This window comes from Streptomyces sp. NPDC004658, assembly GCF_040609555.1.
Classification (GTDB): Bacteria; Actinomycetota; Actinomycetes; order Streptomycetales; family Streptomycetaceae; genus Streptomyces.
Window position 1 is genome coordinate 1 of sequence record NZ_JBEXKG010000015.1, and the last position, 16,261, is coordinate 16,261.

Annotated in this window: 14 protein-coding genes and 3 pseudogenes; 7 read left to right on the forward strand and 10 right to left on the reverse strand. The window is 73.7% G+C overall.

What is annotated here, in order from left to right; all coding sequences use genetic code 11:
* Positions 1–165: 165 nt before the first annotated feature.
* Positions 166–1,152, reverse strand: a complete 987-nt coding sequence (locus ABZV94_RS08500) for a DUF3626 domain-containing protein (RefSeq protein ID WP_356338559.1) — start codon at positions 1,150–1,152, stop codon at positions 166–168.
* 87 nt (positions 1,153–1,239) lie between these two features.
* Between ABZV94_RS08500 and ABZV94_RS08505 the strand changes: the two genes are divergently transcribed.
* The 4 genes from ABZV94_RS08505 (at position 1,240) to ABZV94_RS08520 (ending at position 5,559) form a co-directional block, all read left to right on the forward strand.
* Positions 1,240–1,734, forward strand: a complete 495-nt coding sequence (locus ABZV94_RS08505; protein WP_356338560.1) for an FBP domain-containing protein — start codon at positions 1,240–1,242, stop codon at positions 1,732–1,734.
* Positions 1,735–1,813: 79 nt separating this feature from the next.
* Complete coding sequence (locus ABZV94_RS08510; protein WP_356338562.1) at positions 1,814–3,064, forward strand: aromatic acid exporter family protein; 1,251 nt, start codon at positions 1,814–1,816, stop codon at positions 3,062–3,064.
* A gap of 99 nt (positions 3,065–3,163) precedes the next feature.
* Positions 3,164–4,195, forward strand: coding sequence for a hypothetical protein (locus tag ABZV94_RS08515; protein WP_356338565.1), 1,032 nt, complete (start codon positions 3,164–3,166; stop codon positions 4,193–4,195).
* 224 nt (positions 4,196–4,419) lie between these two features.
* Positions 4,420–5,559: a lactonase family protein gene (locus ABZV94_RS08520; protein ID WP_356338693.1), complete on the forward strand. Its 1,140-nt coding sequence runs from the start codon at positions 4,420–4,422 to the stop codon at positions 5,557–5,559.
* Here the strand turns inward: ABZV94_RS08520 and ABZV94_RS08525 are convergent.
* The 3 genes from ABZV94_RS08525 to ABZV94_RS08535 all read right to left on the reverse strand — a co-directional run bounded on the left by ABZV94_RS08525 (position 5,527) and on the right by ABZV94_RS08535 (position 7,498).
* On the reverse strand, positions 5,527–6,252 hold the full coding sequence (locus tag ABZV94_RS08525) for a DUF2470 domain-containing protein (RefSeq protein ID WP_356338567.1): 726 nt from the start codon (positions 6,250–6,252) through the stop codon (positions 5,527–5,529). The genes ABZV94_RS08520 and ABZV94_RS08525 overlap by 33 nt on opposite strands.
* Positions 6,253–6,425: 173 nt before the next feature.
* Positions 6,426–6,722, reverse strand: coding sequence for a GYD domain-containing protein (locus ABZV94_RS08530; RefSeq protein ID WP_356338569.1), 297 nt, complete (start codon positions 6,720–6,722; stop codon positions 6,426–6,428).
* Between the two features lie 167 nt (positions 6,723–6,889).
* Positions 6,890–7,498 (reverse strand): TetR/AcrR family transcriptional regulator, encoded by a 609-nt coding sequence (locus ABZV94_RS08535; protein WP_356338571.1) that lies wholly within the window; start codon positions 7,496–7,498, stop codon positions 6,890–6,892.
* Positions 7,499–7,618: 120 nt separating this feature from the next.
* Here ABZV94_RS08535 and ABZV94_RS08540 point away from each other — a divergent pair, with 120 nt between their 5' ends.
* Positions 7,619–9,184, forward strand: coding sequence for a cytochrome P450 (locus ABZV94_RS08540; protein ID WP_356338573.1), 1,566 nt, complete (start codon positions 7,619–7,621; stop codon positions 9,182–9,184).
* Between the two features lie 37 nt (positions 9,185–9,221).
* On the opposite strand, the gene ABZV94_RS08545 is transcribed toward ABZV94_RS08540, so the two are convergent.
* The 6 genes and pseudogenes from ABZV94_RS08545 to ABZV94_RS08570 form a co-directional block, all read right to left on the reverse strand.
* Positions 9,222–10,088: a pentapeptide repeat-containing protein gene (locus ABZV94_RS08545; protein WP_356338575.1), complete on the reverse strand. Its 867-nt coding sequence runs from the start codon at positions 10,086–10,088 to the stop codon at positions 9,222–9,224.
* Positions 10,089–10,152: 64 nt separating this feature from the next.
* Positions 10,153–10,899 carry a PIG-L deacetylase family protein gene (locus tag ABZV94_RS08550; protein WP_356338577.1) on the reverse strand — a complete coding sequence of 249 codons (747 nt, stop codon included), beginning with the start codon at positions 10,897–10,899 and terminating at the stop codon, positions 10,153–10,155.
* 73 nt (positions 10,900–10,972) lie between these two features.
* Positions 10,973–12,274 carry an alpha/beta fold hydrolase gene (locus ABZV94_RS08555; protein ID WP_356338579.1) on the reverse strand — a complete coding sequence of 434 codons (1,302 nt, stop codon included), beginning with the start codon at positions 12,272–12,274 and terminating at the stop codon, positions 10,973–10,975.
* Positions 12,275–12,457: 183 nt separating this feature from the next.
* A pseudogene (locus ABZV94_RS08560) lies at positions 12,458–12,850 on the reverse strand (substrate-binding domain-containing protein); the annotation flags it as partial.
* A pseudogene (locus tag ABZV94_RS08565) lies at positions 12,851–13,273 on the reverse strand (substrate-binding domain-containing protein); the annotation flags it as partial. It abuts the pseudogene before it with no gap.
* Positions 13,274–13,395: 122 nt separating this feature from the next.
* Positions 13,396–14,370, reverse strand: a complete 975-nt coding sequence (locus ABZV94_RS08570) for an ABC transporter permease (RefSeq protein WP_356338582.1) — start codon at positions 14,368–14,370, stop codon at positions 13,396–13,398.
* Between ABZV94_RS08570 and ABZV94_RS08575 the strand changes: the two are divergent.
* Both ABZV94_RS08575 and ABZV94_RS08580 read left to right on the forward strand, forming a co-directional pair.
* A pseudogene (locus tag ABZV94_RS08575) lies at positions 14,333–14,765 on the forward strand (SDR family oxidoreductase); the annotation flags it as partial. The gene ABZV94_RS08570 and the pseudogene ABZV94_RS08575 sit on opposite strands and share 38 nt — an antisense overlap.
* Positions 14,762–16,225, forward strand: a complete 1,464-nt coding sequence (locus ABZV94_RS08580) for a rhamnulokinase family protein (protein ID WP_356338584.1) — start codon at positions 14,762–14,764, stop codon at positions 16,223–16,225. The pseudogene ABZV94_RS08575 and the gene ABZV94_RS08580, both read left to right, overlap by 4 nt.
* Positions 16,226–16,261: the final 36 nt, after the last annotated feature.

A 16,261-nucleotide genomic window follows, 5' to 3' on the forward strand; every position in this document is an offset into this window, starting at 1 on the left:
GCGAGGCCGGCCCTCACGCTGTGCGCAGTGCGGCGAGCGCAGTGGGGGGCGGCCCGGCCCGGTGGTGGCGGTTCCCCGGACGTGGCCCGGCCGAGCAGCCGCAGGCTCTGCGCACGCCGTGGCGAGAGGTCGGCAGCGGCCACGGCGCCAGGACCGCCGGGAACCTCAGCCGCAGCGCTCCGGTGGGATCTGCACCGCGGCGCCGCCCGGGGGAGCCACGGCCGCGGGCCCCCCGAGTCCGGCCGCGGTGTCCGTGCGCGGCGGGGTGACGGGCGGCGGTGGGAGCCTCGCCGTTCCCGCGCCCTCCGGGGATCCGAAGCGGGCCAGGGTGTGCCAGACCATCTTGAGGGCCTGGAGGTCGTACCGGGCGCTGCGGGCCGCGTCGCCGATCACGCGGGGGGTGAGGAGGCCGCGGTCGGCGATGCGCGCCCCGAGGTCGGCGTACTCCGGCCCGCGGTAGTCGGCGTGCCGGCGCAGTGCGGCGACGGTGAGGCGGTAGCCGGGGTGCCATGCGAGCGGGAAGGGCAGGCGCCGGGCGGCCGTCTCCACCGGGGTGCCCCGGTAGCCGGCGTCCAGTACCAGCGCCTCCACGTCCCGGTCGAGCAGCACACCCCCGTGCACATGGGCCTCGATGTAGTCGTTGAGCGCGTCCTGCTCGTCGGCCTCGGCGAGGGCGATCAGCGGCATGGCGCCGGCCACGCCGAAGTCGGTGGGCCCGGCCGCGCTGTCCGGGTAGCAGAAGGTGGCCCGGGCCAGGACCGCCGCGGAGAGCCTGGGGTGCGAGGAGCCGAAGCGGGGGGCCGCACCGACCACCTGGTGCCGGAAGTCCAGCGCGCCGTACACCGGTCGCTCGGCCGGGTCGGCGTCGTCGTACGCGCCGCCGAAGATCCGGCTCTCCCAGCGCGTCCGGTCGCCGCCCGGGTGGGCGGTGAGGCCGCCGTTGCTGGTGCCGGTGACGTACTGCGAGTGGTACGCGCCGTCCCGGGCCAGCGACTCCAGGATCGGCAGTCCGCCGGAGATCCGGTCGGGGTGGAAGTTGACGGTGATGCGCAGGCCGGGGTCGAGTGGTGGACCGGACACGGTGCGGGTGACATGGTCCAGCGCACCCCGGGCACGATGCGGCAGCGCGGGCGGCCTCCACCGGAAATCCATTGGTCCCCCCCCATACGACTAAATAGGATAGTCGCCAGCCTAGGGGCTCTAGGTTGCGCGACTGGACATCCGGAAGGACCCCCGCCCATGAGATCGCTCACCGAGCAGGACATCCGCAACTCGTTTATCAACTGCTCCAAGGGCGAGGCCAAGCGGCTGACCGTCCCCCGCGACCTCGGTGAGCGCCCCTGGGACGATCTCGACTTCCTCGGCTGGCGCGATCAGGGCGCTCCCGACCGCAGTTATCTGGTCACGGAAAGGGATGGCCGGCTCGTCGGTGTCGCCCTGCGCTTCCCCGCCTCGCAGCACGGCTTCCTGCACCGGAGCATGTGCTCGGTGTGTCTGACCACGCATCCCGGCGGCGGGGTGTCGCTGATGACCGCGCGGAAGGCGGGGGCGGCCGGCCGGGAGGGCAACTCGGTCGGGTTGTACATGTGCACCGACCTGGCCTGTTCGCTGTACGTACGCGGCAGGAAGGCCCCCGAGTCCGGCACCCGGTTCCAGGAGAGCCTGACCCTGGAGGAGCAGATCGCGCGCACGGCGGGCAACCTGTCCGCCTTCATCGACAAGCTGTACGCGTAAGCGTCTGGCGGAAAGCAGTCGGAAGCAGACCGCGAACGGCTACGTTCGACGCCCCCGATGAGCGGGAACAGGCCAAGGGATGCGCGAACGAAAGTTGATCACGGGACTACTGCGTCTGGTGAAGCGCCGCCGGGAGCCGGTGGTCGTCCAGACACTGCGGTCGGCCACGGCCGCGACGATCGCCTACGTCATCGCGCTCCGGCTGAGCCCCGAACCGGCCCCGCTCACCGCACCGCTGACCGCCCTGCTGGTCGTCCAGGTGACCTTCTACGCCACGCTCACCAACGGCATCCGCCGGGTGAACTCGGTGGTCGCCGGTGTGCTGGTCGCCATCGCCTTCAGCGTGCTGGTGGGCCTGACCTGGTGGAGCCTCGCCCTGCTGATCGTCGCCGCGCTGGCCGTGGGACACCTGGTCCGCGTCGACGAGTACGTCGCCGAGGTGGCGATCAGCGCCATGCTGGTGCTCGGGGTCACCACGGTCGGGTTCACCGCGTGGGCGCGGATCGTCGAGACGCTGATCGGCGCGGTCGTCGGCACGGCCTGCAACCTGCTGCTGCCCCCACCCGTGTGGGTGGACGAGGCCGGCCGGTCCATCGAGGACCTGGCCCGGCGGGTGCGCCAGCTGATGCTGCGGATGGGCGAGGAGGCCGGGGGCCGCATCCCCTGGGAGCGGGCCGCCGAGCGGCTGCACGAGGCGCGGCGGCTGGACCACGACATCGTGCAGGTGGACGCGGCGCTGCGGCAGGCCGAGGACAGCCTGCGGCTCAATCCGCGGGTGAAGGAGGGCCTGCTGCACCGGGTGGTGCTGCGCACCGGTCTGGACACGCTGGAGATCTGCACGGTGGTGCTGCGGGTCCTGGCCCGCTCGTTCACGGACCTGGCGAAGGCCCGCGGGCCGCAGGAGCTGTTCCCGCCCGCGGTGGGGGCCACCGTGGAGCAGCTGCTGTCGGAGATCGCCGACGCGGTGGTCAGCTTCGCGGTGCTGGTGACGACCCATCTGAGTCAGAACGCCGAGTCGGCGGAGGCACGGCTGTCCGCCGAGCTGCACACGGCGGCCGGCACCCGGGACCGGCTGGCCGAGCTGCTCCAGGAGGAGATCCGCAAGGACTGGGCGCACTGGCAGCTGCTGGGGGCCGTCCTCACCGAGACGACCAGGATCATCGACGAGCTGAACACCGAGCACCGAACCCGGCGCCTGCTGGAGGAGCTGGACCGGGTCTCGCGCGGGCAGCGGGCCAAGCTGCCCCGGCTGGCCTGGCTGCGCGACCGCCTCGGGGTGCAGGAGGAGCTGTGGCGGAACCGCGCGGGCTTCGGTGAGCGTTATCGGTGAGGAAGCCGCCGGAGCGGTCCGCGCCGCGGGCGGGGGAGCGTACGGACGGCCGTGGACGGCGCCCGAGGCCGACGGCGCCCGAGGCGAGGGAGCGTACGGATGACCGCTGACGGAGTGCGGATCGACGGGAACACGCTGCGGCTGCCCGGCGGGGTCGCGGTGCGGTTCGTGCGCACCCTGCGCCTGCCGGAGAGCGGTACGCATCCGCTGCCACCGGGGCTGGGCGAGTTCCCGGTCCGGCGGGTGGCCGACCACGCCGACCGGGCCCCCGCGTGGATGCGGGCGCGCGGCGGCGTCCTGCTGCCGGTGTATCTGCGCGAGGCGATGTGGCTGAGCTTCGCCGCGTCGGAGCCGGCCGCGCTCCAGGTCGGCGCGGGCAAGGTGTGCGCGGTGTCCGGCAAGCCCTGGCGCGACCGGCTGTCCCGGCGTCCGCAGAACTATGTGGTGCTGCCCCGCCAGCCCTGGCTGGACGGCATCAATTCCGGCAAGGGGACGGTCCGCCAGTTCGTGGCCGTGCCGCTGGGCCTGGGCGCGACCGTGGAGGGGCAGGTCACCGGCGAGGAGGTCTGGGGCGGCGTACAGCTCCAGTCGTTCCCGCTGAAGGAGGACGCCCTCGCCGAGTGGCGACGCCGGGAGCGGGAGCGGCGGCGCCTGCCCGGCGCGCAGGTCGGTTACGGCGCGCCCCTGCCCCTGTCCGCCGCGGCCTTCGGTGGTCCGCCCGCCCCGGCCGCCGCTCCCCCGCGGCGCGCCACGGCCATGGGGCTCGGCGTCGGCGGCTCGATGCGGCAGGAGGTGTACCGGGACGACCGGCCGCTGGGCGACTGGTCCGAGGAGCCGGCCGGCCGGGTGTTCGTGCATCTGGTCACGCCCCCGGAGTGGCGCCGGATCACCGGTGAGGCGCCGCCGCCGTCGCCGGTGGACCGGGCGGCGTACACCCGGGCGGGCCTGCCCTGGTACGACTACTACGACGCGGACGCCGAGGACCTCGCCCCCACGGACACCCTGGAGGCGGTCCAGCCGGTCGGCGAGTGGCTCGGGGAGGACCTGGATCCGTGGCAGGCGCCGTCCTCGGACCAGGTGACGCCCCTGAAGGACGCGCCGGGCAAGCCGGTGGAGGACGGCGACTGGTGACACCACCGGCTCGGTGTTGCGTCCTGCGCAACGGCTGTTGCCCGGCTTGCCCTTGGCGACGTGCGCGGGCCAAGGTGGCTGTCACGAGCGGGGCGACCGACGACCTGGGGTAGCGCATGGACACGGAGGCAGGGACGGCGGGAGAGGGCGCGGTGCTCCCCCGGCGGGACCGGCGCCCGGACCGGGAGCACGGCGGCTGGACCAGACGCCGGTTCGTCGGCGCCGTGGCCGGCACGGCGGCGGTCGTCGTGGTGCCGTCCCCTGCGGCCCCGCCGACGGACACGCCGGCCGGGCAGGAGGAGCCGGGGGTGGCGCCGCCGCCCCGGAAGCCGTCCGGGCCGCGCCCGCTGTACGTGGGCACCTACACCTCCGTCGAGGGCGGCGGGAGCGGCATCGGCCTGGCGTCGTACGACCCGCAGTCGGGCCGGATCACCGGGTCCGGCACGCTCACCGGGGTCCCCGACCCGTCGTATCTCGCCGTGCACCCGGACGGCCGCACGCTGTACGCGGTGGACGAACGGGAGGACGGCGGGGTGACGGCCGTACGCCTCGCCGACCGGCGCGTCCTCGGTACCCGGAGCACCGGCGGCGCGGGCCCGTGCCACCTGTCGGTGCATCCCTCCGGGCGCTGGCTGCTCAGCGCGAACTACGGTTCGGGCAGTGTCGCCGTGCACCCGATCGACGCCTCCGGCGCGCTGGGCGAGCGCACCGCTCTGGTCACGCACAGCTCTCCGCCGCCCGGTCCGGGGCAACAGGGGCCGCACGCCCATCAGTTCGTCACGAGCCCGGACGGCGGGCACGTCCTCGCCGTGGACCTCGGCACCGACACGGTCTACACCTACCGCCTCGACCGGGCGAAGGGCACGCTCACGGAGGCGGCGCGGGCGCGGACCCGGCCCGGCGCGGGACCGCGCCATCTGACCTTCCATCCGGGCGGCCGGTACGCCTACCTGGCCAACGAGGTGGACGACACCGTGGCCGTGTGCGCGTACCAGCCGGGCACCGGGCGCCTGACGATCGGCGAGCCGCAGTCGACGGGCTCAGGGGGCGGCACGAACTATCCGGCGCAGATCCTCGTGACGGCGAACGGCCGGTACGCGTTCCTCGCCAACCGCGGCCACGACAGCCTGGCGCGGTACGCGGTCGAGGACGGCGGGGCCCGGCTGCGGCTGCTCGGCACGGTGCCGGTGGGCGGCGACTTCCCCCGGCAGATCGCCTTCTCGCCCGACGGCCGGCTGCTGTTCGCGGCGAACCAGCGCTCCGGCACGGTCACCGTCTTCCGCGTCGACGCGGACAGCGGTGAACTCCGGCCGGCCGGCGAGCCGTTCGCGTCACCCGTCGCCGTCTGCGCGCTGCCGCTGTAGCGCCCGGGGGCAGGCGGCATGGCCGGCCTGGGCGAGCAGGGCGTGCACCCGCTCGGTGAGCTGGGCGACGTCGTCGGCGGGGGTGTGGAAGGGCAGGCGTACGTCGCCGTGGGCGCGGGTGCGTTCGATGCGCAGGGTGAGTCCGTGCCGGTCGACGGCGAGCGGTGCCACCCGGGTCGCGGCGTGCAGGCTCTCGGGCCGCACCAGGCGGGTGAGCCGCTCGACGGCGTCCGGGTGGGCGTCGGCGAGGTGGGTGAGCAGCCGGGACTCGGCGCCGGCCAGGGGGTCGGGCCGGGCGGCGGTGAACTCGTCCGGGTCGACCACCACGGCCCCGGCGGACCGGCGCAGCACCACGCGGGTGGGCCGGAACAGGAGGGTGCCCTCGGACGGCGCGAACCAGCCGGACAGGAAGAGCCGGGCGCGGATGCGGTGGCGCACCGGTACGGGTGCCACGTCGGCGAACTCCAGCAGCGCGGGGGGTTCCTGGCGCGGGGCGCACAGCACCGCCCCGAACAGGCCGCTGTCGTCGGGCACCGCCAGCCGTACCGCGCCGTCCTCGGTCACGGTGTGCGCGCCGACGTACTCCTCGCGGACGCCGTCCGCGGTCACCGCGCACGACCAGGCGACGGCCAGCACCGAGCGTGCCCGTTCCGCCGCGCCGGGGGCGGCCGTCCAGTCCTGCGTGTCACCCATCCGAGACCTCCTTAGGTAAGGCTTGCCTAACCTATCGGAGATCGGGGCGCACGCCAACCACGGCGCCCCTGCGGGGGAGAGTGTCCGGCCGTGCGTTCGCAGCTTTCGGCGACCTGGACCCGACTGCTCGAGCGCCGGAAGGCGTGCCGTCGCCCGCACTACGTCCGCGGCCGTCAGCCGGCCGCCTTGGCGATGATGCGTTCCATCTCCTCTCGGCCGAAGGCCCGCAGAGTCGTGGAACGGACGTTGCCCACACCACCGAGTTGCAGCAGTGCCGCGGTGGCGGTCTCGTCGTCGGACGCCTCGATGATGGCCACGAGGTCGTACGGACCCACGGTCCAGTAGATGTTCAGGAGCTTCGCCCCGAGCTTCTGTACCGCTGAACCGAAGGTCTCGGCGCGCTTCGCGGTGTCCTTGTAGGTGCGAACCCCTTGATCGGTCCAGCTCAGCAAGGCGACGTACGTCGGCATGTTCTCTCACCTTCACGAGAAGACTCAATCCGAGGTCAAGCCTGGACACCTGGGCCGGAACGTGCACGAGGTACGCAGCCGAACGAGCAATACGAGCGACCGGGGGCATCGAGCGGCACACCGGCATCCACGCCTGGCATCAACGACAGCGGACTCCGGGGCAGCTCTTACGCGAGGACGCCCAGCAGCGCGCGGGCGCACAGGTCGCGCACCTGCTCGCGGCTCAGCTCCCCTTCCCCGCGCAGCCATTCGAGACAGACGGCGGTGGTGAAGGCGAGCCAGCCGCGCACCGCCAGGCGCACCCGCGGGGCGGTCTCGACGGCGGGCCCGAACTCGGGGTCGGCGGCGAGCGCGGCCAGGATCTGCTTCTCCTGGGCGGCCAGCGCCCGCTGGTAGACCCGGCGCACGGCCTGGTCGCCGGCCGCGTCGGCGCGGTGGAAGGCGCGGAAGCCGTGGGCGTGCGCCTCGACGTAGCCGAGGTAGGTGTCGAGACCGGCGGTGAGCTGCTCGCGCACCGGCACCCCGGGCTCGGCCGCCGTCATGCGCAGCATGCGGGCGCTCTCCCGCTCCACGACGGCGGCGAAGAAGTCCCGCTTGGTCGGGAAGTAGTGGTACAGCAGCCCCCGGGAGACCCCGGCGATCTCGGCGACCTGCTCGATCCACACGTCGTCGTAGGGGCTCTCCGAGAACAGCCTCGCGCCGACCGACAGCAGTTGCTCACGGCGTTCCGCGGTGCTGAGTCTGCGCCGGGCGCGCTCCCCCTGGTTCGCGGGCATGGCGTCACTTTACTTGACGTCGGTTCAACAAGGGCACCACACTGGAACAGGTTATTGAACCCACGTACAACATCCGCGCGTCACGGCTTCAACCATCCGCCGATCAAGGGAGATCGCGTCATGGCGGCGATGACGGAGACCATGGAGACCGGGCTGCCGAAGGGTTTCCGGAGCGCCGAGCAGGGCTGGCCCGAGCTGCGCCGCATCCCGCACCCGCCGCACCGGCTGCCGCTGCTCGGCGATGTGCTCGGCGCCGACCGGCACCGGCCGTTGCAGGACTCGATGCGCTTCGCGCGCGAGCTGGGGCCGATCTTCCGCCGCCGGGCGTTCGGCAAGGAGTTCGTGTTCGTGTGGGGGGCGCGGCTGGTCGCCGACCTCGCCGACGAGTCCCGCTTCGCCAAGCACGTCGGCCTGGGCGTCGCCAACCTGCGGCCGGTGGCCGGCGACGGACTGTTCACCGCCTACAACCACGAGCCCAACTGGCAGCTGGCGCACGACGTCCTGGCGCCCGGGTTCAGCCGGGAGGCCATGGAGGGCTACCACGGGATGATGCTGGCGGTCGCCGGCCGGCTCACCGACCACTGGGACCGTCAGCTGGCGGCCGGGCGCACGGTGGACGTGCCGGGCGACATGACCCGGCTGACCCTGGAGACCATCGCCCGCACCGGTTTCGGGTACGACTTCGGCTCCTTCGAGCGGGACCGGCCGCACCCCTTCGTCACGGCGATGGTCGGCACGCTGACCTACGCGCAACGGCTGAACAGCGTGCCCGGGCCGCTGGCCCCGCTGCTGCTGCGCGCCGCCGCCCGGCGCAACGCGGCCGACATGGCCTACCTCAACCGCACGGTCGACGACCTGATCGCCGCCCGGCGCCGGTCCGGCGGCGGCGAGGGGGATCTGCTGGACCGCATGCTGGCGACGGCCCACCCGGAGACCGGGGAGAAGCTGTCGTCGGAGAACGTCCGCAAGCAGGTGATCACGTTCCTGGTGGCGGGCCACGAGACCACCTCCGGCGCGCTGTCCTTCGCCCTGTACTACCTCGCCCGGCATCCCGAGATCGCCGCCCGGGCGCGCGCCGAGGTCGAACAGGTCTGGGGCGGCACCGGACTGCCCCGCTACGACCAGGTCGCCAGGCTGCGCCAGGTCCGCCGGGTGCTGGACGAGTCGCTGCGGCTGTGGCCGACGGCACCCGCCTTCGCCCGCGAGGCCCGGCAGGACACGGTCCTCGCCGGGGAGCACCCGATGCGCCGGGGCGCGTGGGCCCTGGTGCTGACGCCGATGCTGCACCGCGAACCGGAGGCGTGGGGCGAGGACGCCGAGCGGTTCGACCCCGACCGCTTCACCGCGCCGGCCGTCCGCGCCCGGCCGCCGCACACCTTCAAGCCGTTCGGCACCGGAGCGAGGGCCTGCATCGGCCGCCAGTTCGCCCTCCACGAGGCGACGCTGGTCCTCGGCCTGCTGCTGCGCCGCTACGACCTGTCGGTGGACCCGGGCTACCGGCTGAGCGTGGCCGAACGGCTCACCCTGATGCCGGAAGGGCTACGGCTGCGACTGGAGCGGCGGCCACAGCGCCCCGCAGAGGCACGGACCAGCGCCCCGCAGGCGCGACCGGCCCACGCCGGGGCCGCGGACCCGGCCGAACCGGCGCAGGCGAGCCGCTGCCCGGTGCACCGGGCGACCGACTGACACCGGCAGACGGGTACCGGCATCTGCCCCGCGCGCGTCAGCGAGCCGCTGCCCAGTGCCCGGGGCGATCGACCGACTCCGGCAGACGCGTACCCCCGCTGCCCCGCGCGGCGTTCACCTGCGGCTGGGTGAGGAAGAAGGCGCCGGTGAGGTCCGCGTCGGTCAGGTCGGCATCCCGCAGGTCCGCACCGATCAGGTCCGCGTCGCGCAGGTCCGCGCCGGTGAGGTCGGCGGCGATGAGACAGGCACCGCGCAGGCTCACCCCGCGCAGGTCGGCGCCCCTGAGGCGGGCGCCCACGAGGTCCGCGCCCCTGCGGTCCCTGCCCCGCCCCTTGCCCTTGCCCTTGCTCTTGCTCTTGCTCTTGCCGCCGACGCCGGCCCGGGCCAGCTCGCTGGTGCGCAGCAGGAGCACGTTGACCTCCTGCCGGTGCGCGGCCACGTCCAGCGCGGCCAGTTCGTCGGGAGTCCGCCGGGTCAGCCCCTCGGTCTTCTCCAGTGCCCGGCGCAGGTCGGGGTGGACGGGCCGGGCGGCGGGCAGCCCCAGCGCCTCGGTGAGGTACCACAGCAGTTCGTGCAGCTGCCGTACGACCGGGAACACGTCGAACATCCGGCGCGCGTGCTCCGGGGACCCCGTACGCCAGTCCTGCCCGCCGAAGGTGACCTGCGCGACCTTCTGGCCGGCGCCGAAGCAGTCGTAGACCGTGCAGCCGGTGAAGCCCTTGGGGCGCAGGTCGGTGTGGATGCCGCAGCGGTGGTCGCCCCGGAGGTTCGCGCACGGCTTGCCCGCGGGCTTGTCCAGCGCGAAGTCGGCGGAGCGGGCGAAGGGCAGGGCGACACAGCACAGCCCGAAGCACTGCGCGCAGTCGCCGCGCAGGTCGGCAAGGTCGGCTATCTGATCCGGCATGGAGTCCAGCCTACTGACCTGCGTGCTTGTGCCCTCACGCCGATGCGTTGGGCGGCTCTCCCCTTCACTGGCGGGCGAACAGTTCGAAGGCCACCGCCGGCGTGCCGCCGAAGCGCTCACCGGTGGCGGTGGTGGTCTCGGTCAGGAAGTCACGGACGTAGGTCTCCGGGTCCTGGTCGGTCAACGCCTCGATGTAGGTGCGGTGTTCGAGCAGCGAGCGCACCGCGCGGTCCAGGCCCGGCCTGGCGTCGACGGCGTGCGTGGGGCTGCTGGAACCGGCGACGGCCACCCAGCGCACGCCGTTCCAGGGCTGCAGTCCCTGCTCGGCGAGTTCCGGGAAGATCCAGCGGTTGCCCGCGTCGGCGGCGGCGTCCAGGGTGGCGCGGCCGACGGCGACGTGGTCGGGCGTGTTCCAGGCGACACTGCCCCAGGTGTCGCGGTGGTTGAGCGTGACGACGAGTTCGGGGCGGTGGCGGCGGATCGCGGCGGCGATGTCCCGGCGCAGCGCGCTGCCGTACTCGATGACGCCGTCCCGGTGGTCGAGGAACTCCACGGTGCCGACGCCGACGACGGCCGCACTGGCCCGCTGCTCGCGTTCGCGCAGCGGGCCGCAGGTGGCCGGGTCGAGGGTGTCGATGCCCGCCTCGCCGCGGGTGGCCAGCACATAGGCGACCTCACGGCCGGCGTCGGTCCAGGCGGCGACCGCCGCGGAGCACCCGTATTCGAGGTCGTCCGGGTGGGCCACCACCGCGAGGGCTCGCTGCCAGTCGCCGGGCAGGGGCTGGAGCTGGGTGATCTTCGGCTCGGTCATGGGCGGCACACTATGCCGCCGCGCCCCGCGCGTGACCCGTTTCACGGCCCACCCGGACGTCCTATCGCGTACGTCACACCTCGTCGCGCGCCAGCGCCAGCAGCCGGTCCAGCACCCGGGGCGCTCCCGTGCGCAGGCCGTCGTGCTCGTACTCGTTGGTGACCCAGGGGCGCAGGCCACGGAGCGCGCCGGCCGTCTCCAGGGAGTGGCCGCTGTCGACGTACATGTCGTCGTGGTAGACGGCCGCGGCGACCGGGACCTCGTTGGCCGTGAGCCGCGCCGGGTCGTAGAGGGGCCGCCAGTCGGTGCGGGCGGCGAGCAGTTCGGCCGTCTCGCGCAGGGGGCGCAGGGCGGGGTCGGCGTCGAACATCCAGGGGTGGACGGTCTCGCCGGTGAACAGGACCGGGCCGTCGCCGGTGAGTGCCTTGGCCGCGTCGAACTGCGGGAACTCGGCGCGGACGCGCTCGGCCGACCAGGCGGTGGGGCGGGCGTCCTGGCCGTAGATCGACTCGTGGACGAGGGCGTAGAGGGGGTGGGAGGCGTACGACAGGAGGGACTGGGCCTGCTCCTGGAAGGCGTCGGACAGCTCCAGGCCGGCCGGGGTCACCACGAAGGCGTCCTCCAGGAGGTGGTGCAGCCGGTGGCTGCCGTCGCTCGTGCCGAGCATCTGGCCCAGGGACTGGAAGGCCTCCACGGTGAAGCGGTAGCCGTTCGGCAGCACCACGTCGTGGGTGAGGAGGTGGTCGGCGATCCGGCGGGCCCGCTCCACGTCCTGCGGGTAGCGGGCGTAGTGCGCGGCGACCTTGCGCTCGACGCGCGGGTAGGCGGCCCGGTAGACGTCGTCGGCGTGGGCGTGCAGGGAGGGCAGGCCGCCGGTGATGATCGCGGTGGCGATGCCCTCGGGGGCGAGGGAGAGGTACGACACCGTGCAGAAGCCGCCGAAGCTCTGGCCGAGCACGGTCCACTGGGCGCCGCCGGTGACCTCGGGGCGGATGGCCTCGCAGTCGCGGACGATGGAGTCGGCGCGGAAGTGGGTGAGGTAGTCGGCCTGGGCGGCGGGGCCGCCGCGCAGCGGGAGCGTCTGGCGGGTGGCGGGCGTGGAGCGGCCGGTGCCGCGCTGGTCGAGGAGCAGGACGCGGTAGTCCTGCAAGGCCCGGTCGAGCCAGGCCTGACGTCCGACGAAACGATTCGCCCCGAAGCCGGGGCCGCCTTGCAGGTACACCAGCCAGGGCAGATCCTGCCCGGCCTTGTCGCTCGCGACCGCCTCACGGGCGTACAGCTCGATGGTCTCGCCGCCCGGGTCGGCGTGATCGAGGGGCACGGTGAAGTGGCGGTCGGTGAGGACGACGCCGGGCTGGCGGTAGCTGAGGCTCAACGGGTCTCCTGGGACGGACGGGCTGGACGTCTCCCAGTTGAGCACATGAGCGGGCGCGGGCCGAGCCCCGGGATCATGGATTGTTACTGAACTTCCGGTCAGCGCTCCGGACGGCGCTTCCGGTCGGCGCTTCCGGTCGGCGGGAGGCTCGGTGCCCGGCTCGCGGGGGGCGCACCTCGCGGGTCAGCGTGCGGCGAGGCTGGAGCGGCGCACCACCAGCTCGGGCTGGAGCACCACGCGCCGGTGCTCGTGGGCCCGCTTGCCCTTGCCGTCCCCCTCGCCCTGCTCGGTCTCCTCCAGCAGCAGGTCGGCGGCGAGGGCGCCCATCGTGACGGCGGGCTGGCGCACCGAGGTGAGGGGGACGGCGGCCGCGGCGGCGAACTCGATGTCGTCGTAGCCGACGATCGCCAGGTCGTCCGGCACGGTCACGCCCGCCGCGTACATGGCCTGGAGCACGCCGAGGGCGAGCAGGTCGTTGGCGCAGAACACGGCGGTGGGCCGGTCGGCGAGGCCGAGCAGCCGGGCACCCGCGTCCCGGCCGGCGGCCACGTCGAGCCGCTCGGTGGGCAGTTCGCGCTTGATGCCGTTGCTCATGGCCTGCTTCAGCGCGGTGCACAGCGCACCGGGGTCCTGCGCGGACACCGCCATGGCGTTCACCCGCTGCTGGGTGAGCGTGTTGACGTAGCTCACCTGCCCTGCGGTGTCGGTGGCGCTGCTGGGCCCCACCTCCTTGTACGTGGACCCGAGCTCGGCCAGCGCCTTCTCGCCGCCCTTGTCGGCGGTGGTGAAGTACGGGTTGTTGACCTGCTTGGGCAGGAAGCCGACGGTCAGCCCCTTCTTCGTGGCGGCGTTCGGGTCGGCCTTGCCGGCGGAGGCGGCGGCGGCGTTGTCGTCCTTGACGTCCTTCTTGGTGGTGCCGCCGCAGGCGGTGAGCGCGAGGGCGAGGGAGGTGCCGGCCGCGAGGGCGGCGAAGGAGCGGCGGAGGGTCGGCTTGAGCATGGAGAGGGCCCCTTGTCGAGAGGAGTGGGTGGTGCGCCCGGAGGGGCGCGGGGTGGGATCGGTGTGCGGCTCCGCCGCGTGGGCGCGACCGGCCGCGGGACGGTCCGCGGCCGGCGGACGGCCTATCCGGTGGAACCGGCCGCCCGCGCGAGGGAGATCTGCCGTGCGACCCGGGGGCCCAGCACGGACACCACGAGCAGCACACCGGTGACGACGATCTGCGACTGTGCCGAGACGTTGAGCAGGCTCATCACGTTCTGCAGCGCGCCGAGCAGGAAGACACCGGCGACGGCGCCGCCGATCGTGCCCTTGCCCCCGTCGAAGTCGATCCCGCCCAGCAGCACGGCGGCGACGACGGACAGTTCGAGCCCGGTGGCGTTGTCGTACCGGGCGCTGGCGTAGTGCAGGGCCCAGAAGACACCGGTCAGTGCCGACATGGCCCCCGTGGCGACGAACAGCCAGAGCTTGGTCCGCTTCACTCGGATCCCCGCGAACCGCGCCGCCTCCTCCCCCGCTCCGATCGCGAACAGCGACCGGCCGAACGGCGTGGCGTGCAGCAGCACGGCGGCTGCGGCGAGCAGCACCAGGAAGGGCGGGAAGGCCCGCGGCAGGAAGGAGTCACCGATGCGGCCGGCCGCGAAGTCCAGGTACTGCGCGGGGAAATCGGTGACCGCGTCGGAGCCGAGCACGATCTGCGCGACACCCCGGTACGCGGCCAGCGTGCCGATGGTGACCGCCAGCGACGGCAGCCCGAGCCGGGTCACGAGCAGACCGTTGACCAGCCCGCACGCCACTCCGAGCAGCAGGCACACCGGGATGATCGTCTCGATGGCCATGCCCTCGTTCCACAGCTTGCCCATCACCGCGCCGGACAGCCCGGCCGTGGAGGCGACGGACATGTCGATCTCGCCGGCGACGACCAGCAGGGTCATCGGCAGGGCGATCAGCGCGATCGGGAGCGTGTTGCCGATGAGGAACGACAGGTTGAGGGCGTTGCCGAAGCCGTCGACGAAGCCGAACGACAGCAGCAACAGGACGATGAGCAGCGCGCCGACGACCGTGTCCCAGCGGACCGCGCGGGTGAGCGACTCAGGCACCGGCCTACGTCTACATCGCCTCCAAGAACGCCGTGTTCGCCGGTCCGAACAACCTCGCCTACTCCGCCGCCAAGGCCGACCAGGCTCACCAGGTGCGGTTGCTGGCCGCCGAGCTGGGTGAGCACGGCATCCGGGTGAACGGGGTCAACCCCGACGGTGTGGTGCGCGGGTCGGGGATCTTCGCCGGCGGCTGGGGGGCGCAGCGGGCCGCGGTGTACGGGGTGCCGGAGGAGAAGCTGGGCGAGTTCTACGCGCAGCGGACGATCCTGAAGCGGGAGGTGCTGCCCGAGCACGTGGCGAACGCGGTGTTCGCGCTCACGGGCGGGGACCTCACGCACACCACCGGGCTGCACATCCCGGTCGACGCGGGCGTGGCGGCCGCGTTCCTGCGATGAGCGCGGGCGTGAAGTCGTACGCCGCGGTCGACCTCGGCGCCTCCAGCGGGCGGGTGATGGTGGGGCGGGTGGGCCCGGACTCGGTGGAGCTGAGCGAGGCGCACCGGTTCCCCAACCGGCCGGTGCGGGTCCCGGAGGGGCTGCGCTGGGACGTTCTGGCGCTCTACGGCGGTGTCCTCGACGGGTTGCGGGCGGCGGGGGCCCACTGCGGTGGACGCCTCGCCTCCGTCGGCGTCGACAGCTGGGCCGTCGACTACGGCCTGCTGGACGCCGACGGGGCCCTGCTCGGCAACCCGGTGCACTATCGCGACGCCCGCACCGAAGGGGTCGCGGAGAAGGTCTGGGCGACCGTGCCGGCCGCGGAGCTGTACGCCGCGACGGGCATCCAGTACGCGCCGTTCAACACCCTGTACCAGCTGACGGCGGCCCGCACCTCCGAGCAGTTCGCCCACGCCATGCGGCTGTTGCTGGTACCGGACCTGATGACGTACTGGCTCACCGGCGAACAGGGCACCGAGCTGACCAACGCCTCCACCACCCAGCTCGTCGATCCCCGGACACGCGACTGGTCGTACGAGGTCGCCGAACGGCTGGGGATCGACCTCGGACTGTTCGCGCCGCTGCGGCAGCCGGGCGATCCGGCCGGGACGCTGCGGCCGGAGGTACTGGCGGAGACGGGCCTGACCGGCCCGGTGCCGGTGACGGCCGTCGGCTCGCACGACACCGCGTCCGCGGTGGCCGCCGTCCCGGCGACCGGGGAGCGCTTCGCCTACATCTGCACCGGCACCTGGTCCCTGGCCGGTCTGGAACTGTCCGCGCCGGTGCTCACCGAGGAGAGCCGGGCCGCGAACTTCACCAACGAGCTGGGCCTCGACGGCACCGTCCGCTACCTGCGCAACATCATGGGGCTCTGGCTGCTCCAGGAGTGCGTACGGGCCTGGGGCGAGCCGGATCTGGGGGTGCTGCTGCGGGAAGCGGCGACCGTGCCGGCGCTGCGCTCCGTGGTGGACGCCGGGGACGAGGCGTTCCTCGCGCCGGGGCGGATGCCGCAGCGGATCGCCGAGGCCTGCCGGGCGTCGGGGCAGCCGGTGCCCAGGACCCCGGCCGAGACCACCCGGTGCATCCTCGACTCGCTGGCCCTGGCCCACCGGCGGGCCGTGCTGGACGCGCAGCGGCTGGCCGATCATCCGGTGGACGTGGTGCACCTGGTCGGCGGCGGCACCCGCAACGCGCTGCTGTGCCAGCTGACGGCCGACGCCTGCGGGCTGCCGGTGGTGGCCGGCGCCACCGAGGCGGCTGCCCTCGGCAACGTCCTCGTGCAGGCCCGCGCGGACGGGCTCGCCGGCGATCTCGCCGCCCTGCGCCGGCTGCTCGTCCGGACCCAGCCGCTCACCCGGTACACGCCCCGCGGCGACACCGGCCCGTGGCGGGCGGCCCAGGCCCGGCTCGCCACGCGGTGAGCCGCGCTCTCCCGTCGGCGCCACCCGCCGACTACC